Here is a 15,966-nt window from a genome sequence, read left to right on the forward strand (position 1 = left end):
TTATTTGGGGTAGAGCCAATACCACTTGATAAAGGATATGCGCTCAATTTATTACAAATGAACGAGTTACCCGCTAAAGAATTTCTAGATGCCAATTTTAAAAATTAGATTCCTCTGATTATTCGTGTAAACAGTAACATTTGGATTTATGGGATCAACACTGAAGGTAATTACAAATGATGAATTACAAATTACAGAACAATTAACTTTGCTAGGTGAAGCCTCGCCTGCAATATATGGAGATATTAACTTTATTGCAGGTCATATTTCTTCAATGAATGTTCATACTCATGCTGTAGTGGTAAGAAATACTGGTAAACTTCCAACTAAAAATGTAAGGTTAGGACATAATCTTTTGCCGGTCAGTGGTTGGCCACTTTTAATCTGGGTAATCGCTGATTCACGGAATTCATTGAAGTCAAAACTATTTAAATCTGTTTTTTTATTATTCATTGTCATCTCTAAAAAAGTTCCAAAGTATATCGTTTTTTTAGCGATGACACAGTTTAGTGGACACTACCCAGGCTCTTCATGATCTAGCGACTCTTACCCACTAATCTTTTTGAGGGAGATAATTAAATGCTCACCTAAAAATTATTATTTTACTTAAATAACGTTAGCTAATTTTGTGGTGTTTCTTAATTCTCCTGATAAAACACAGTAGTAATAGCCATTTGCTTTTTGGAGTGGCTGTAATAAGCAATTCCAATCTGAAACAGGCAACTTATAATCATTTTCCTCAATGAAAATAGGTGCATGTGTTCTTACGATCATTCTCTTAATTAATTCAGGATCGGCATTCATATCTTTTGCAAGATCAATATACTCATCCAATTGCTTATCCAATAAAACAATGAAATAAAATTTTGAACCTTTTTCATCAAGCAAGAGGTAAGAACCTAAAGGATTGAACAGATAAAATTCACAAGCATTAATGTTATGTATTATTTCATTAAAGTGTCCTATATATTCTTTTGATGTCAGGAGTGTTTCTCTTTTTACTGAAAAATGGGGCAACAGAGGATAAGACAGCTTTTCAAAGAAAAGCTCTTGCATTGCGTTAATTTCCTTAATAGTTTCTTCAAGCATTAATGGTGAGTCTTTTACAAGGAATCTATCGATTATTCCTTCATTAAAAGCATCAACTGCGACTTTGAAATCAGCGTAACCAGTTAGTATTATTTTGAGAATCGGGAGGTGAGCTATTTTTTTGCAAAATTCAATCCCATTTATGAGAGGCATAGAATAATCTACGATAACAACACTAACCGTCTCCTTTTTATTTTCATTCTCAGAGAGACTAATAATTTTGGAGAAATCGACAGAATAATGCGCTTCTTCATCTTCGTTTTCTATTTCAGTTAAGAAGTTTTGTGTTACCGAAGTAATATCATTTTCGTAACTAGAAATAATAGCTTCTTTTGCTTTTTCTGGATCGCTGAAGGTTTCAACTGTATAACTGTTTGATAATTTAAAACTAAGATTGTCTAAAAATGACTCATTATCATCGACTAAAATTATTTTGGACTTGAAATAAAAACCTTTAAAATCTTTTACATCTTTCTCCATTATGCTTCCTTTTTACTCAGCGGCGTTGCAATTTACAGGGTCAATTTAGTGATGTAATCACTAATGCGGTTGGCTTCGACCAAAATATTATCTAAGATAGAATATAACTTATCCATCTTGTCATTGCTGATCGTAAGATCTTGATGGTTTGAGCTTTGATATGCTCTTGCGAAAATTGGAAAAAACTCTTTTAGAATACCACTCCCAAGTTTTATTGATGCAAGAGGAGTTCTAATAAAATGTATGAGTTCAATTAATTCAGCTTCGAACTTATTATTCAGGCAATTGTTTTTATCTATGATATCTATATTCATCGTGAAATTCCTAAAAGCTATTATAGCAATATACTCAATTAATGCATCATTTTTGGCGTATCCAATGTCCTCTCATTAGAATATTAAAGTGACCAGTTTGATGACGTCAGATTTTATTATTAATTAGTTGATTTAAGCCAATTGTCAACATAGTCTACTGTTTCATCAATGACAGAAACAGCACCGCCTTTTATTTTATGAGCTAACTTTTCAACTAGCTCATAGTTTTTGGTTGCAAAGGTTTTTTTTATTCTTGGGAAATCTTGAGGAATGCTAACATCGATTAAATCTTGCAAGAACTCAATAAGGACTGATTTGCTACCCAAGTTTTTTAAGATTTGCTCCACTTTCAAGAGAGGAAATTAGCCATGTGTATCACGTAAGGGAACTTTTTTGGAAAGATAAATTAATTTTGCTGTCATCTGGTTGATATAGCGGTTCTTTTACGCTAACGATATATTATGCTCAATGACTTTTCTATCTGCTTTAATAAAATTTAAAAAGGGGGTTCCTTCCCGAATATGCCTTTTATCCAAGGCATTGGTTCGAAACAATCTGAAGAGTAACCTGTAGATAAATAAAGATTAGTAAATCCTTGCTCAAATAATTGTTTTGCTAGTTCTTGGCCAGAAATTTCGCCGTTTAAATCTGAATCAATATAGATAGGTATGCTTTTTTTATAGTTCATTATCACAGACTGTAAGCTGGAAATGTTATTAAAGGTTTTAACCTGCTTTCCTACCATTTCTCCATGCAAAATCCAAGCATCTGTTAATAATTGGTTATCATCGATAAGAAGGAGATCAACTTGCTGTTCATTATCAATATGAATATTTGACACAAATTGGGGGGGAATAATTCCAACGTCTAAATGAATAAATTGTTCCTGAATGCTTTGTTTGGCATAGTCCTCGCAGGATTTTTGCTTTACCTCGATAGAAACGTAAGATAGTAACAATTTAGGAATGATTTGAACGCCTAAATGTTCCGAACGTTCTAAAATTTCTTGCTTATCTATATGTCCAGTAACTAAGTATTTTGGGCAAGAGATAGATTGAATACTCTTAAAAAAATCTAATCCATTATTGCTTTGTCCGTGAAATTCGTAATCACAGAAAATAAGTCCAGGGACTTCTTTTTCTAGAGCAACCCTAGCAGAATCGATGGTGTAGAAATCACGACGGATAAGGTTAGTTAAAGAGGCTAGTTTTTTCGTCCATAGTGAATGCACATTATCATCGTCATCAATAATGAAGAGTGGTTTTGTGATATCGAGAAGGAAATGGTTTGCGAGCCAGTCGGGCTTGTGATAAAGGGGGAAAGTCAACTTGACTGTAGTACCTTTTCCTTCAATGGACGTCATGTGTATTGTGCCTTTATGTTGCCTGAGATAATCCTTGCTATGTTTTAAACCAAGTCCTATTCCGGCTTTGTCGGCTTCATCAGAAAGAAGTTGGTCAATGCGTTCTGCAGGTAATCCACAGCCTTGGTCGATAAGAGTAATTTCTAACTCTTTTTCTTTTTGCGCATAATGCAGATATATTCTGCCGCCTATCGGCATTGCATTAACTGAATTATTGATAAGATTAGAAAGCATACGCCGCATCTCTGTATAATCACCTTTAGTTAAAAGGAAGACCGAATTTGGCGTATCTATCATCAAGTCAAACTGAAAACCTAAGTCATGATACTCGACTTCTTTCTCTGAAATAATATCCTTGAGGATGATATAGGCTAAGACTAGACTGTTTTGTCCACTAGGTTGACCTTTGTACTTAGCGACTAAGTCATTAGCGATATTATGGATCTGCATATGGGCACTACGAATCATAAGTCGTTCTTGCTCTGTAAGTATACCTTCATTACTTCTTTTTATCACTATGTTTAATACTGATAATGGTGATCGCATGTCATGTGCAACTTGTGCTGCTGTATCGATGAGGGCTTGTTTTGCGCGCTCTTTTTCTTCTAGTGTTAATACTGCCTGATCAAGAAATTTTTGCAAAAATATAAACTCTTCAATCGAAAATTGTTCATTGACCTGGGCTTTATCCTTTTTCAATATCAACGCATCAATATTGCTTTCGAGTTGCTTAAACGGAGTTTCGAAATGCCAACCCATAAAAAGTGATAGAATCACAAGTATGATCGAGTAGATGATTAAAACTGAGGGTAAAAGTAAAAAAACTTCTTTATGAATTGGAAGGAAACAATAAGCTAGAATAAATGCTGGTAATATGCCTAACAAAGATACTCGGAATGTCCAGAATGCAAAAATATGTTTAATTGAGTGCGCCCCTCTAAGCCAATTTGTTACTTTATATTCCGAGTTGTTTTTAATATCATAAATGCCAAATAAAATAAATAACAAGCCTAAGAACCAAAATAATTCACCATGCATTCCTAGCGTATTGTCTGTCTGTGTTAAATGAGTATAAGTAAGTAAAAAATCACCTGATATTAAAATAGAAAAACCGATTGCTATCCAGGCTAATCCTTTATTTTTTGAGTAAATTAAACAAAGGAGTGCTAGGTCAAAAATGACGGTTTCTGTAATGTATCCGATTAACTGCAAGATATTTTGCCATGAAATGATTTGAATTGCATAAGGAATGGAGGAAAAGCATAGAAAAATTACAGTGGCATTTAAGATTATAAAAATAGGTAGAATTTTACAAAAATCTCTTAACTGAAATGTAATTCTCAAAATTTTATAGAAGAAAACAATAATTGCTATTGCCCAAATAAAAAATACAAACATGTCCATCAAGAAATTTGAGAATGAAAGTCGGGCAATATAATTATCTGCAAAATAAACAACATGATAAAAAATGGCATCATTTAAAAAAAGGCCGACAACACCTATATAGAGCCAAAATAATATCGGCTTATTAATTGAAGCGGTTTTTCTGTAAATTACTGCTATAAAAAATAGCAGAAGCAAATGAATTATAAATTCAATTGTGGCTGCAAAGTCACTAATTTTATTTGCTTCTTGAAATTTAATAAATTGAAGAGCGAAAAGAGTTATCCATAAAAGTAAACTCAAGGCGATAAAAACATTTGAGTATGATATTTTTTTTATCATGCTTTTATAAAGCAAGATTTTGATAAACAGAAGTTTCAAAATAATTTTGCATAGCTGCTGTGCGGGTATTTTTTTCAAAATATAAGACACAAGGGCAGGGAACTTTGTCATCAACGTTAAAAACATCTGTAATCATCATGCCTGTTTTAAGGTATAGTTTTATTGCATCGGTTTGACAGCTGAAGGTATACAAAGATAGAGTCTCAAGCTGCGATTCTTTCCATTTTTTCTCAGCGAAATACATAAGTTCAACACCAAGACCTTGTCCACGAGATGTTTTGTTTAAGGCTAAAAAGGCAATGTGATAACTATTTGCAATCTCAAAGGTAAACAAGTTTTTGAATAATTGCTTAATTTCCATGGGGATGTGATCGCCATAATCAACAGCACATGAATCTAACTCTTGTTTTGTACCACAAGTTAATAAACCTAATACTGTTTTTTCATCACCTTTTCGTACAACAATTGTCGTAAAAGCTAGGTTTGGTTTTGCGACATATTCACGAATAAATTGATGTGTAGGCAAGTTAAGTTGATTGCGCCGTAGCCCCGCTTCCCAATATCCTGTGCTTGCCAAGAGAGGTACTATTTGGTCGAGATGACTTTCTTCTGCAGGAATTAATTGATACAAGGTCTTTTTCCTAAATTCAATGAAAATTCTCGCAATGATACTCTGGTCTATGATAAATCTAAAGAGTGAATATGATCAAAAAATGATTTGTATTTTTGGATACAGATCGTTACCGTTTTACTTTCCAAACGTTCGTCGGATAATTGTTCCGATAGCTTCTCCGCATCACGTTTGTCTGTTTTGACCTTATCCCGCGAGGTTGTTCTCAAATACATTGATTATATATAAATGTATCATCATTAAAGCTACCATCTGTTTCCATCAGATTATGAAAAAACGCCAAAGTGGTAAATCCTAGCATAATAGGAATAATTGCTGTGAAAGCAAATTTTTGAGTTATTTTTCTCGAGACTGCTTGAGTTGAATCTAATAATTTTTTTGCTTGATATAAAAAATTAAATAAGAAAAGCACAAGCATAACCACTAAACACGCCATTTCTTTTATCATTACCCAAAAAGGAACCTGATTTATTTGTGCTCCTGTTTGTGTAATTTGATTTATATCTAATATTTTGATTGCTAGGAATGGTATCAGTGCCATCGCGGTGAATTGAATTGCAATAACCCAGCGATAAGTATATAAGAAAAGATAAATCGCTTTATTTGGGAAAAGAGTTTTTCTATCAGTGTTATAAAATGTCATACACCATATCAAGGATAGAAGAAAAATAGGCCCAGATATCAGTTTTGCGCGATCCCTAGCCTCCGCTGCCACTTTTTTAGTATTAATGTCGTAATTCAAATTAATTTAACAATATTATTGTTAAATTCTTGAAGATCAATAAGCTCAATGGGTATATAAGAAGCGAACGGTTTAGGAATGATACTAGTACGAAGGTTAAGACATTGTTCTTGAATGAAGTGATTCTCATAATGACTGGTCACCAAATAAGATCTATGGCCGATCTTTAAATTTTTAATAACCGATAAGCCATTTTCTTGTGTTTGCAAAAACTCGTAATCAATCAGATAGATTACCCGAGAGTTATCATTATTTTGTTGCCACGTAATGAAATCATTTAGGTTTTGAAACTTAATTAAAGATATCTTTAGGTGGCTAAATCGAGCCTTCCAAACTTCATGGATTGATCCATCATCGTCAACGACAACTATTATAGACTTGGGTTTGATTTTCAATTTGGGAGTAAACCAAGCTGGAGATTCTACAATAGGTAGAATGATGGTCACTTTAGTTCCAATATTGACTTCCGAATCGATAGTAAATTTGCCGCCTGAAATTTCGATTGTGTTTTTTGCACGTACCAAACCTAAGCCCGATCCTTGTTTGCCGACACTAACTTGCTCATTTAAAATTTTAGGCAAGATGGCTTTAGAGATCCCGCAGCCTGTATCCTCAATAGTAATGCGAAGTGCATCGCTGACCTGCTGAAGGGACAAGCTAATTTGACCTTTATTAGGTATGGCTTCAATAGCATTTTGTAATAAATTGGATAGGGCACGATAAAGCTCAGACAGATTAACAGATGTAAAAAGTCCATAAGTCTTGTCCTCAATGGATACTAAATATTCAATGGCTAAATTTTCTTGTTGAATCCGTTTTTCGGAAATAACTTTTAAAAGGATATCGGCAATCAATTCAGGTTTGAGGGAGGATGAAGGCTCGGGTATTAAGTTTTTTTGTTTATACTGCGAGAGTAGATTATTAGCAATATCATTAATTCTTAATACAGCATTACGAATTAATAATCGTTCTCTTTCTTCTAAATTACCAATGTGCTTTATTGCCACATCCAACGCTGTTAATGGAGAGCGAATATCATGTGCTACTTGCGTTGCTAATCGACCAATAGCCGCTTCATGTTTTTGATCTTCCGTTTTCTTTACTTGGATTTGCCAAAAGTGAAGGCGGTCAATTAGGTATTGTATTTCTTGAATATAATTTTGCGATAAATTTAGCCTCTTGTTGGAAGCTAATTGTGCAGTAATGTTCTCAATTGGGTCAGCAATATATTCATTGACGATTTGCTTCACTCGGTAACGATTCCATATTGTTATGGAAACGAGGTAAAACAATATTAGGAGGCTATAGATATAAGTTAAATTTACCCTATCTTTCTTTGCCTGGATAGCGAGATTTAAAGGGATAGATTTTTCAAGAATAAAGGAACCAAATTTTTTATTTTTCAAGAAATTTGTGGGGTTGCATGAAGAGCAAAATTGAATGGTGGAATTAATTTCTTGTAACCCTTCAATAATCGTTTTTTTGTAAAAATACAGAATCCAATTATAATTACATTCCCCCATGTTATCGAGGCTTCGATTAAGATAACAAAGAGATAAATCGACGTGATTGGATGTTTTTTTACCTTCTTGAAATAATACTTGATTGGATTGATTTTTTAGAATCATACCCGCAATATTTGATAAATTAACATTATGAAATTCATAGCGTAAATCAGGTAATAATGACTGCCTTGTTGTTTTTCCTGAGCGCAAGAAATCCACAAAAATGGTTGAATTTGCAAGGATACTTAGCTTTTCAGAGAGGTTAGACTGAAAAAGGGCAATGGCATTTTCAATCTGTTGTTTCTCCCATCTTCTGAGATTTTTTTCGTAGTTCTGGTTAAGAAGGTAAAAAATCATTGTGGAGAAAAAGACAATCACTAGAAACGAGACCATCATTGAGCGACTAAGCGAGATCCGCAATTTATTTAAATTATCAATATTCATCTAGTGGTTGCAATTTCAAGTTTTAATGTTTTCCAATCTTGCTCAAGCTGCTTAAATTCCTTAAGAGATACTGGAGGGAGCCAGCTGTATTTAGGAAGCTCATTAAAGGTTCTTTGATAAATGTCTTTAAACAAAGGATTGTTGACCTCACTTGCATTCCCATAGGGTGAAAAATAATAGTTAACATTTTGCAGGATTTCCATAGCCTTCTTACTGGCCAATACTCTTGCCACACAGGCTGTGTGTGGCCTATTTTTAACTTGCGCAAGTAAATCCGTGCAAATAAAAGAGGTTTTAGGGGGCATTAGAAACTCATAGGGCTTCCTTGCCTTTTGTGTGTCAATAACTGCTTCGCCTGACCATATATAGGAAAATGCAAAATCTGAGCTTTCGTAAATTTTATTATAATCATTGGTCAAAGTGACTTTTGAAGATTGCACCAGCTTTTGCAAATTTTTTAGATTTAGCTGAGGCTGATTGTGGTTATTAGCAAGCCCAATCATATTTCTAACTTCAACTGGGTCATCAATTAAAATGACACGGTTAGCTCCTGCTTTATGGAATACAGTGAACATGTCATCTTGTTCAGATAATTTGACTACAGCAGGGTTCCATAAAAATCCCATTAAAGAATGGGAAAAGAAAACAACATTTTTAGGATAATTGCCATCAACATAATGTTGCCTAATCACGGAATTATAGTCTTGGCTGATAAAGGATAAATCGACTTCGGGTAGTGTAATATTATCTTTGATTCCTTTATAAAGAAGGTTAGCAAAAACAAGGAGATCGTAATCATCTTTTTGGGCTTTCCAACGTCTTAAAAATTCATCATTAGAATAATATTCATCCACAGAGAGGGTAGCATGGCACTCTTTCTCAATCAGCTTAGAAATTTCGGGTGAGCGTAAATAACCAAACCAGGATAATATGTTGACAGTGGATTTTTCAGCGGCCAAAGAATTAGTAAAGCTTGTTGTCAACCACAATAAGCCAAAAAGCTTGATTAATTTTTTCATAGGAATCACTTAAGGAGTCGAGCTTATTCGGCAAAAGCAATTTCTTGATGTAAAGTGATTGTCATGGATTCAACAAGTGGTGGAATAAGATTATCGAATGCTTCCTTAACGTGATGGGTCTCGCAGTGATAATCAAACGCTTCTTGGTTCTTAAATTTATCAATAAAGGTAAACATATTGGGATTTTCAGGACTAGCATGTAGATGATAACTAAGGCAGCCTGGTTCATTTCTTGAAGGTTTTATAAGTCCTTGCAAGATTTGCAATAACATCTCCTTTTTACCCTCTTTTGCTTCAAGATGTGCAATGCAGACTATTTCTTTATTTGTTTTCATGATTATCTCCTTATTCCCCTAACTTAAGTCATTCCCACAGTGGGATTTAATCTAAAATACCTTTAATCCAATACATTGATAGGAATTCATTTTTATTGATTCCTGTAGTTAAGTAGACATTTTAAAACCCAAATCATGGATTTCTTTTGCAACCAATTCGCCTTTTAGCCCATTGCTGAGAATCGAATCAATTAAATTGGCGTCTCGAAAGGAATCTTGTCTAATTGTGTAAAAAAGAGATTTGGATTCTGGAAATTTCGATATATTTATTATTTTTTATACTATGTGGTAGTGCAAAAAAAATAACACTTTGTTACTATAAAAGCAAATGATTAAAGAAAATATTATTGAACAGTCACCACTAGAAGCCCGCGGCGAACGAGTTCGTAGTTGAAAACTTATCGAGTAATGTGAGATTTATCAACGATGACTCATCCAGTTGTCCTTGAGTAATCGTTAGCCCAAGCCTCTTGGAGCATTATTGCCCTTTATCACCGCAATTGCTCCGCCAGACTCTACTGCGGATTTGTAGCGATAAAAAGTATCACGGGATAAACCCATTACTTTACATGCTTTTGATACATTTCCTAATTCTTCTGCCAGGTTCAGCAACCCAACTTTATGTTTAATAATTTTAACGCTATTATCTATCATGAGAGTTTTGCTCTTGGTTTGATTAAAAGTTCGCACTTCTATCAAAACCGGAAACTCTCACCTTTTCAATAGGTTGTGTCAGATTAAGTCAAAACTAATTCAAATAATTCTATGTTAACTTGATTACCCTATCAGCCATTTTTATCGTTTCATGCCGATGAGCAATGACTATTTGAGTGATATTTATTTGTTTCAATGCATTATTTATTTTAATCTCTGTTGCTTCATCTAAATGACTTGTCGCTTCATCAAGAAATAGCAGTTTAGGCTCTTTATATAATGCTCTGGCGAGTAAAACTCTTTGTTTCTGTCCCCCAGAAAGAGAACTTCCCATATCTCCAATCAACGTTTCATAGCCCATTGGCATTTTTAAAATATCTTCATGAATTTGAGCAATTTTCGCAACCTCATAAATCCTATCAATATCAATTTTTATATCCATAAAACTAAGATTATCAAGTATTGATCCACTTATTAATGTATCATCTTGCATTACGCAAGCGCATATACTTCGATATTTTTTTAGTCCCAGCGTTAATAATGGAATATCGTCAACAAAAACTTCCCCTGTTGATGGCAATATCAGACCTAGCATAATTTTCAATAATGTAGTCTTACCTACTCCTGAGGCACCTGTAATGGCAATTTTCTCTCCCTTTTCAATATGGAAATTGACATCTTTTAGTATCCAATTCTGACTCTGAGCATATCTAAAGCTTAAATTCTTTACTTTTATATCCCCATTTATAGGCTTATTTATATGGTGATTATTGCCCACCTTTTCCATTGGTTGTAATAAAATATCCGCAACTCGATCTAATTGAACTGAGATCAATTTATAATCAAAAACTCTTTGAATAAATGATAAGGATTTATTAACTAAAATCTGACGATAAGCTAGAAAAGCTACCAACATTCCCACTGAAAACTGATTCCAGACAACTAATAAAGCACCCAAAGCAATGACTGCAATATGCTCTATATTAAAAACCAGTATATTAACTAAGTTATATAAAATATTAACTTTGGAAATTTTAATATCAGCGTTCATTGCAGCTATAAAATGATTTTGCCAACTTTGAAACATCGTATTTTCTTTTGAATAAAGTTTAATGGACATAATACTTTGAACAATTTCCAAAAACTTTGAATTCACTTGAGCATGCTCAATAATTGATAATTCGGTTTGCTGTTTATGATGCCGATAAGCCGTAATTCTTATTCCCATATAAATACTCAAAACAAATAATACGACTAAGGTTAGCTTGAAACTGTAAATAAACATGATTATCAAAGCCAGTATCATTACCATCCCATCAAGTAAGGTATTGATTGAATCAGTAGTAATTTTGCTTTGAATTTCATTTATCGAATGAAATCTCGATAAAATATCGCCTTTATGGTGACTTACAAAATATTGATAAGGTATTTTCAACAGATGATGCATGACACCTGAAGAAAAATATTCTACCAAGCGATTTGTTAAATAAACCACGAAGTTAGATCTCATATATTCGATAAGGGTATGACAGATAATTAATATTAAAAAACCGAGAATCAATACATATAAATTATTAATATTATTCGAGCTAGTAACACTATCCATGACAAATTGTATAAATAGAGGATTTATTAAAATAAAAATTTCAATCGCTAGAGATAGAAATAATAAAATAATCAGACTATTTTTTAATCCCTTAATATTTTTAAATAAGTCTAATAAAGCTAGCTTGTTTTGTGCTTTAATTACAAAAAATTGTTCGCCTTTTTCAACCTCAAGTACAATTCCAGTAAATGAATTTGAAAGTTCCTTAAAAAATATTTTTCGCTCACCCATCGCCGGATCGTGAATCAATACATATTTTTTATGAACTGACTTTAATACAACAAAATGGTTCATGTTCCAATGCAAGATTGCAGGCAGAACGACATGTTGCAACTCATCAAGCTCGACTCTGATTGCCCTTGTAGTGAAATTTAGTTTTTCGAGAAGACGAACTAAATCTAACATTGACGAACCGTTCATTGATGTAGGTTCTATCGCCCTTAGAGAAAATAAATCAATTTTATGGCCGTGATAATTGCTAATCATTGCAACACAAGCATGACCACATTCAGAAAACTGTTCCTGCCTAACAACAGGTAGTTTTTTTCGTCTAACCTTTATATTAGCAAATGCAGTCATACAATTGGGTCTCCATAATAACTATAAATGGGATCGAGTATCCACTGCCAAATGTTCTTTTTTTCGCCAGCAATAATGGCTGTAAGAGTCATACCGTGATTTAATTTAACTTTCTTTCCATAGACCAAAACAGAGGATTTTTTAAGTGCTGCTTTTATCTTATAGTAAGGCTCACCGACTTGTATGGGTTTATCCTCTTTATCGTCGGTTAAAATAGTCTGATTTATTTCTTTAATAACTGCTTTATAGAAACCAAAACGCTGTGGGGGATAAGCATCATACTTAAGATAAATTGTTTGTTCTGGCTTTAGAAAGCCAGCATTTCTCGAAGGAATATACAATCTAGCAATTAAATTGACTTCGGGGGGAATGACCTGCAATAAAGTTTTTGAAGACTGTATTCTTTGGCCTCGACGGTAAAATATATTGGTAACCGTACCGTCAATTGGTGCTCTTATATGCTGGATCTGGTTTTCTTTATATTTAATCAATTGATATTCGGCTTCTTTCAATCTATTTTTAAGCTCTAATAAATCCGACTCTGAATCTTTTAAGTTAGATAATGAGATATAGTTTTTGCTATATAGATTCAATAATGCATGGTGGTGCTCGTCCTTGATTTGAAATTCACGTTTTAAATTGTTGATACGTTCCCTTAAGTTATCCTGCTGCCCTGTAGAGCTTTCGTTGCCCGGATTCGAAATGACAAATAGCAATTGTCCTTTTTGAACGAAGCTCCCCTCCTCAACAGCAACTTTATCAACTAGGCCTGGCGATTCAGACTCTACTGAAATAATTCCACCCTCGGTATCAAGATAGCCTCTTATAAAGATTTTTTCAGAAATTTGAGCAAAATAGAAAAAAATTAGCAAAACAAAAACTATTCCTAAGGCACTGTATCCAGCAATGCGAAAATTGAAGGGAACAACGATTCTCACGGTTCCCAATCTTCTATGAATACGATTTTTAAGGACTTCTTGTCGGAAAAGCGGAGTATTTTCCATAATTATTAAAACTCTAAGGATTAAGCTTTAGGTAAATATTCGGGCTAGAGTCCACTCTACTTAAGCTTTCGATTTTGAAAACCATTGTTCCCAAGCCCGATAGTTAGCAGAGCTAAAATCTTTGCCACTAATTTTCTTTAAAAGCTCATAGACTGCATTCTTATTATTAGGTTGTTTTAAACGTAATAAAGATAACAGTCTGCTTTTCCCTTGCCGAATTATTAGCTCTCTTGACTGCTTTGAACTAACTGCCTGACAAAGCACTAGTAAAGCTTTATTTCTATCTGTTTCATAAGGCGACTCTAGAAGGCTTAGATAAGGCAATACGTTAATCTGAGCAATCTTAGCCTTGAGCATCGTTTCGCCAATTACCCTCATTGCCGCATTTCTAACTCCCTCATCAATATCTAGGATATGGTCTGTTAAGAATGAAATAATTTCATTAGGCTCATTTAAATATCCCATCAAATATACTGCTGCCGTTCGCCTTTCTGGATCAGAATCATGGTTAATAGTTGATAGGATCAATTCCTTTTCTTTCACCACACTAGAATTAAACAAGCTAAACAAATCTTTTAATTCAGGATGGTCAAAATTAGGCAAGCAATGATAAACAGGGCATTCAATGCCTTTTGTTCCGAATTGATTATTTAGCATAAGCTGACCTTGAATCTGCTGAAATTCAATCATCTTTGTAATCAAATCATGCTTAGGCTTTTGGTTAAGAGTATTGGGAGTTTTCTTGTGAACAAACCGAAGTCTACTCTTATCATTTTGAGTGATTACCTCTATTGTTGTGTAGGTATTTTTATCATTGGGATATAAAACTGTATTAAAGTCAACAAACGAAAAAGAATATTTTTGTTTAATTTTTTCTATCAATTCATTTTTTCTAAGTAAAATTGAATTCAATGCCTTCTCATCTTTACTGCCATTAGATAATTTAATTATTTCATTAGTAAATTTGGCTTCAATCTCGCCTACTTGAGAACCATAATTTTTAATTACAGACTCAGAAATATTGGGATTTACGCCATAAACATCTACAATGTTTTCTGCATTTATGATAGATGAAAAAGCATAAATAAAAATAAAAATTATAATTTTTTTCAAAACAGCATCTCCTATTATCCTTGTTTTGCGCCGTTTAAATAAATATGACGCCTCATGTTTTCCTCGATATTTTTTAGCATCTGCAACCGATATTTTTCGATAGAATGCATAAAATTGTTTTGATTCCATACGTAATTTTTGGATTTATTAAGGATAAAATTAATAAAAATATCTAGCATCTTAAATTCAGGATTAAGCTCTTCAATCCATAAAAACTGTCCTTGTTCATTTACCTCAAGAAATATGTAGTCATTATCAGGGGTGACAATAAAATCAAATGATCCAAAAACCAATCCTAATTTATCCATAAAACTACGCAATCTATCCTCGATAACAGAGGGTAATTTATATGGGCTTACATTTAGTCCTGTCCCTTGTTTTGCTCTCCAATCTAATTTACTTTCGTCTTGAGCTTGTGAATCTAATTTGGCTGTTACAAAATAATTACCAAAACAAGTCACTCTTAATTCATATTTCTTTTTAATTTCAGGTTGATATATACCAGGAACGAGTTGAAGTAAATCATTATTTGGAAGCTCAGATGATTTTACGTGGTTAGTGTAGGTAATTTTAATTTTTTCTTCTTCAAACCAAAAATTCGAACACAAGGGTTTATAGATTACTTTATCAATTTTGTGTTTTTTTAGAAAAGACTTAATTTCAGTAGGGTCATTTGAACACAAGGTTTTTGGAATACTTAAACCACAATTGCTCGCCAATCTCAATTGTAGCAATTTAAAATTAGCTCGATTAGCGGCTTCTTTCTTATTAATCCACCACGCGCTGGGGGCTATATTTGAGGTTAATGACTCATGAAATAATACATTTTCTCTGACAGTGAACTTATAATCGTCAGGATGTGTTAAGCCCTCAGGTAAATAGGGTTTCCTAGCACGCCGCCACCAAACCACGTCATACTCATTATCTTCATATTCATTATAATTGTCAGAACTTTTCCATTTATAAAATTCATTATTAATATAAATCGAGTTAGATTGCTTTGTGGGGTGATCTGCTGTAAATAAAAGTCGAACCTTATGCCCCATATCTTCTAATGCAATTTTTGCAAGAAGTGCATGCGAATCATCAGGCTCTGTGGGAATTAATAATTTCATATACAATTCATCCATTCTTTAGATAATAGGTAGCGAACCACTTTTCATAGAACGCCACCTCAAACTATTTCTTAAAAATTACCAGTCAACTCTAGTATCTACCCCACCATCAGGACTTGAGGAATTGCCAGTTACTTTGACGGTTCCCTCAACGGATCCACCAGCTACTTTGCCTAAATCTTCAGGACTCAACTCTTTAGCTAATTTATACGCCAAAATTCTTTCTTTATTATTTTCCATATTATTCT

General features: G+C 33.5%; 15 protein-coding genes and 1 pseudogene. 1 reads left to right on the forward strand and 15 read right to left on the reverse strand.

What is annotated here, in order from left to right; genetic code table 11:
* Positions 1-148 precede the first annotated feature (148 nt).
* Positions 149-535: a hypothetical protein gene (locus Lnau_RS11625; RefSeq protein WP_058505319.1), complete on the forward strand. Its 387-nt coding sequence runs from the start codon at positions 149-151 to the stop codon at positions 533-535.
* Positions 536-606: 71 nt separating this feature from the next.
* On the opposite strand, the gene Lnau_RS11630 is transcribed toward Lnau_RS11625, so the two are convergent.
* The 15 genes and pseudogenes from Lnau_RS11630 to Lnau_RS16435 form a co-directional block, all read right to left on the reverse strand.
* Positions 607-1,569: a response regulator gene (locus Lnau_RS11630; protein ID WP_058505320.1), complete on the reverse strand. Its 963-nt coding sequence runs from the start codon at positions 1,567-1,569 to the stop codon at positions 607-609.
* Between the two features lie 32 nt (positions 1,570-1,601).
* The gene (locus Lnau_RS11635) at positions 1,602-1,883 is read right to left on the reverse strand and encodes a hypothetical protein (RefSeq protein WP_058505321.1); all 282 of its coding nucleotides are present in this window, start codon (positions 1,881-1,883) and stop codon (positions 1,602-1,604) included.
* A 119-nt stretch (positions 1,884-2,002) separates the two neighbouring features.
* Complete coding sequence (locus tag Lnau_RS11640) at positions 2,003-2,236, reverse strand: hypothetical protein (RefSeq protein ID WP_133134878.1); 234 nt, start codon at positions 2,234-2,236, stop codon at positions 2,003-2,005.
* A 143-nt stretch (positions 2,237-2,379) separates the two neighbouring features.
* Positions 2,380-4,971 carry a hybrid sensor histidine kinase/response regulator gene (locus Lnau_RS11645; RefSeq protein WP_193786814.1) on the reverse strand — a complete coding sequence of 864 codons (2,592 nt, stop codon included), beginning with the start codon at positions 4,969-4,971 and terminating at the stop codon, positions 2,380-2,382.
* A 4-nt stretch (positions 4,972-4,975) separates the two neighbouring features.
* Positions 4,976-5,602 (reverse strand): GNAT family N-acetyltransferase, encoded by a 627-nt coding sequence (locus Lnau_RS16680; protein ID WP_058505324.1) that lies wholly within the window; start codon positions 5,600-5,602, stop codon positions 4,976-4,978.
* A gap of 205 nt (positions 5,603-5,807) precedes the next feature.
* Positions 5,808-6,245 carry a hypothetical protein gene (locus Lnau_RS11655; RefSeq protein ID WP_058505325.1) on the reverse strand — a complete coding sequence of 146 codons (438 nt, stop codon included), beginning with the start codon at positions 6,243-6,245 and terminating at the stop codon, positions 5,808-5,810.
* 95 nt (positions 6,246-6,340) lie between these two features.
* Positions 6,341-8,293, reverse strand: coding sequence for a sensor histidine kinase (locus Lnau_RS11660; RefSeq protein WP_058505326.1), 1,953 nt, complete (start codon positions 8,291-8,293; stop codon positions 6,341-6,343).
* Positions 8,290-9,312, reverse strand: a complete 1,023-nt coding sequence (locus tag Lnau_RS11665; RefSeq protein WP_058505327.1) for an ABC transporter substrate-binding protein — start codon at positions 9,310-9,312, stop codon at positions 8,290-8,292. Before Lnau_RS11665 ends, Lnau_RS11660 begins: the two co-directional genes overlap by 4 nt.
* A 23-nt stretch (positions 9,313-9,335) precedes the next feature.
* Positions 9,336-9,647: a putative quinol monooxygenase gene (locus tag Lnau_RS11670; RefSeq protein WP_058505328.1), complete on the reverse strand. Its 312-nt coding sequence runs from the start codon at positions 9,645-9,647 to the stop codon at positions 9,336-9,338.
* 471 nt (positions 9,648-10,118) lie between these two features.
* Positions 10,119-10,301 (reverse strand): annotated as a pseudogene (locus Lnau_RS11675) (helix-turn-helix domain-containing protein); the annotation flags it as partial.
* Between the two features lie 109 nt (positions 10,302-10,410).
* Positions 10,411-12,486 carry a peptidase domain-containing ABC transporter gene (locus tag Lnau_RS11680; RefSeq protein WP_058505330.1) on the reverse strand — a complete coding sequence of 692 codons (2,076 nt, stop codon included), beginning with the start codon at positions 12,484-12,486 and terminating at the stop codon, positions 10,411-10,413.
* Complete coding sequence (locus Lnau_RS11685; protein WP_058505331.1) at positions 12,483-13,490, reverse strand: HlyD family secretion protein; 1,008 nt, start codon at positions 13,488-13,490, stop codon at positions 12,483-12,485. The genes Lnau_RS11680 and Lnau_RS11685 overlap by 4 nt, the downstream gene beginning before the upstream one ends.
* Positions 13,491-13,550: 60 nt before the next feature.
* Positions 13,551-14,732: a HEAT repeat domain-containing protein gene (locus Lnau_RS11690; RefSeq protein ID WP_162263198.1), complete on the reverse strand. Its 1,182-nt coding sequence runs from the start codon at positions 14,730-14,732 to the stop codon at positions 13,551-13,553.
* Positions 14,618-15,718, reverse strand: coding sequence for an MvdC/MvdD family ATP grasp protein (locus Lnau_RS11695; RefSeq protein ID WP_058505333.1), 1,101 nt, complete (start codon positions 15,716-15,718; stop codon positions 14,618-14,620). The genes Lnau_RS11690 and Lnau_RS11695 overlap by 115 nt, the downstream gene beginning before the upstream one ends.
* A 78-nt stretch (positions 15,719-15,796) precedes the next feature.
* Positions 15,797-15,958 (reverse strand): hypothetical protein, encoded by a 162-nt coding sequence (locus Lnau_RS16435; RefSeq protein WP_157070657.1) that lies wholly within the window; start codon positions 15,956-15,958, stop codon positions 15,797-15,799.
* Between the last annotated feature and the right edge of the window lie 8 nt (positions 15,959-15,966).

This window comes from Legionella nautarum, assembly GCF_001467895.1.
GTDB classification, from domain to species: domain Bacteria; phylum Pseudomonadota; class Gammaproteobacteria; order Legionellales; family Legionellaceae; genus Tatlockia; species Tatlockia nautarum.

Bases quoted from the DNA above. Each gene is read 5' to 3' on its own strand.
- Lnau_RS11625 (WP_058505319.1), top strand. From the start codon at position 149: ATGGGATCAACACTGAAGGTAATTACAAATGATGAATTACAAATTACA.
- Lnau_RS11630 (WP_058505320.1), bottom strand. From the start codon at position 1,569: ATGGAGAAAGATGTAAAAGATTTTAAAGGTTTTTATTTCAAGTCCAAA.
- Lnau_RS11635 (WP_058505321.1), bottom strand. From the start codon at position 1,883: ATGAATATAGATATCATAGATAAAAACAATTGCCTGAATAATAAGTTC.
- Lnau_RS11645 (WP_193786814.1), bottom strand. From the start codon at position 4,971: ATGATAAAAAAAATATCATACTCAAATGTTTTTATCGCCTTGAGTTTA.
- Lnau_RS11655 (WP_058505325.1), bottom strand. From the start codon at position 6,245: ATGACATTTTATAACACTGATAGAAAAACTCTTTTCCCAAATAAAGCG.
- Lnau_RS11660 (WP_058505326.1), bottom strand. From the start codon at position 8,293: ATGAATATTGATAATTTAAATAAATTGCGGATCTCGCTTAGTCGCTCA.
- Lnau_RS11665 (WP_058505327.1), bottom strand. From the start codon at position 9,312: ATGAAAAAATTAATCAAGCTTTTTGGCTTATTGTGGTTGACAACAAGC.
- Lnau_RS11670 (WP_058505328.1), bottom strand. From the start codon at position 9,647: ATGAAAACAAATAAAGAAATAGTCTGCATTGCACATCTTGAAGCAAAA.
- Lnau_RS11680 (WP_058505330.1), bottom strand. From the start codon at position 12,486: ATGACTGCATTTGCTAATATAAAGGTTAGACGAAAAAAACTACCTGTT.
- Lnau_RS11685 (WP_058505331.1), bottom strand. From the start codon at position 13,490: ATGGAAAATACTCCGCTTTTCCGACAAGAAGTCCTTAAAAATCGTATT.
- Lnau_RS11690 (WP_162263198.1), bottom strand. From the start codon at position 14,732: ATGGAATCAAAACAATTTTATGCATTCTATCGAAAAATATCGGTTGCA.
- Lnau_RS11695 (WP_058505333.1), bottom strand. From the start codon at position 15,718: ATGAAATTATTAATTCCCACAGAGCCTGATGATTCGCATGCACTTCTT.
- Lnau_RS16435 (WP_157070657.1), bottom strand. From the start codon at position 15,958: ATGGAAAATAATAAAGAAAGAATTTTGGCGTATAAATTAGCTAAAGAG.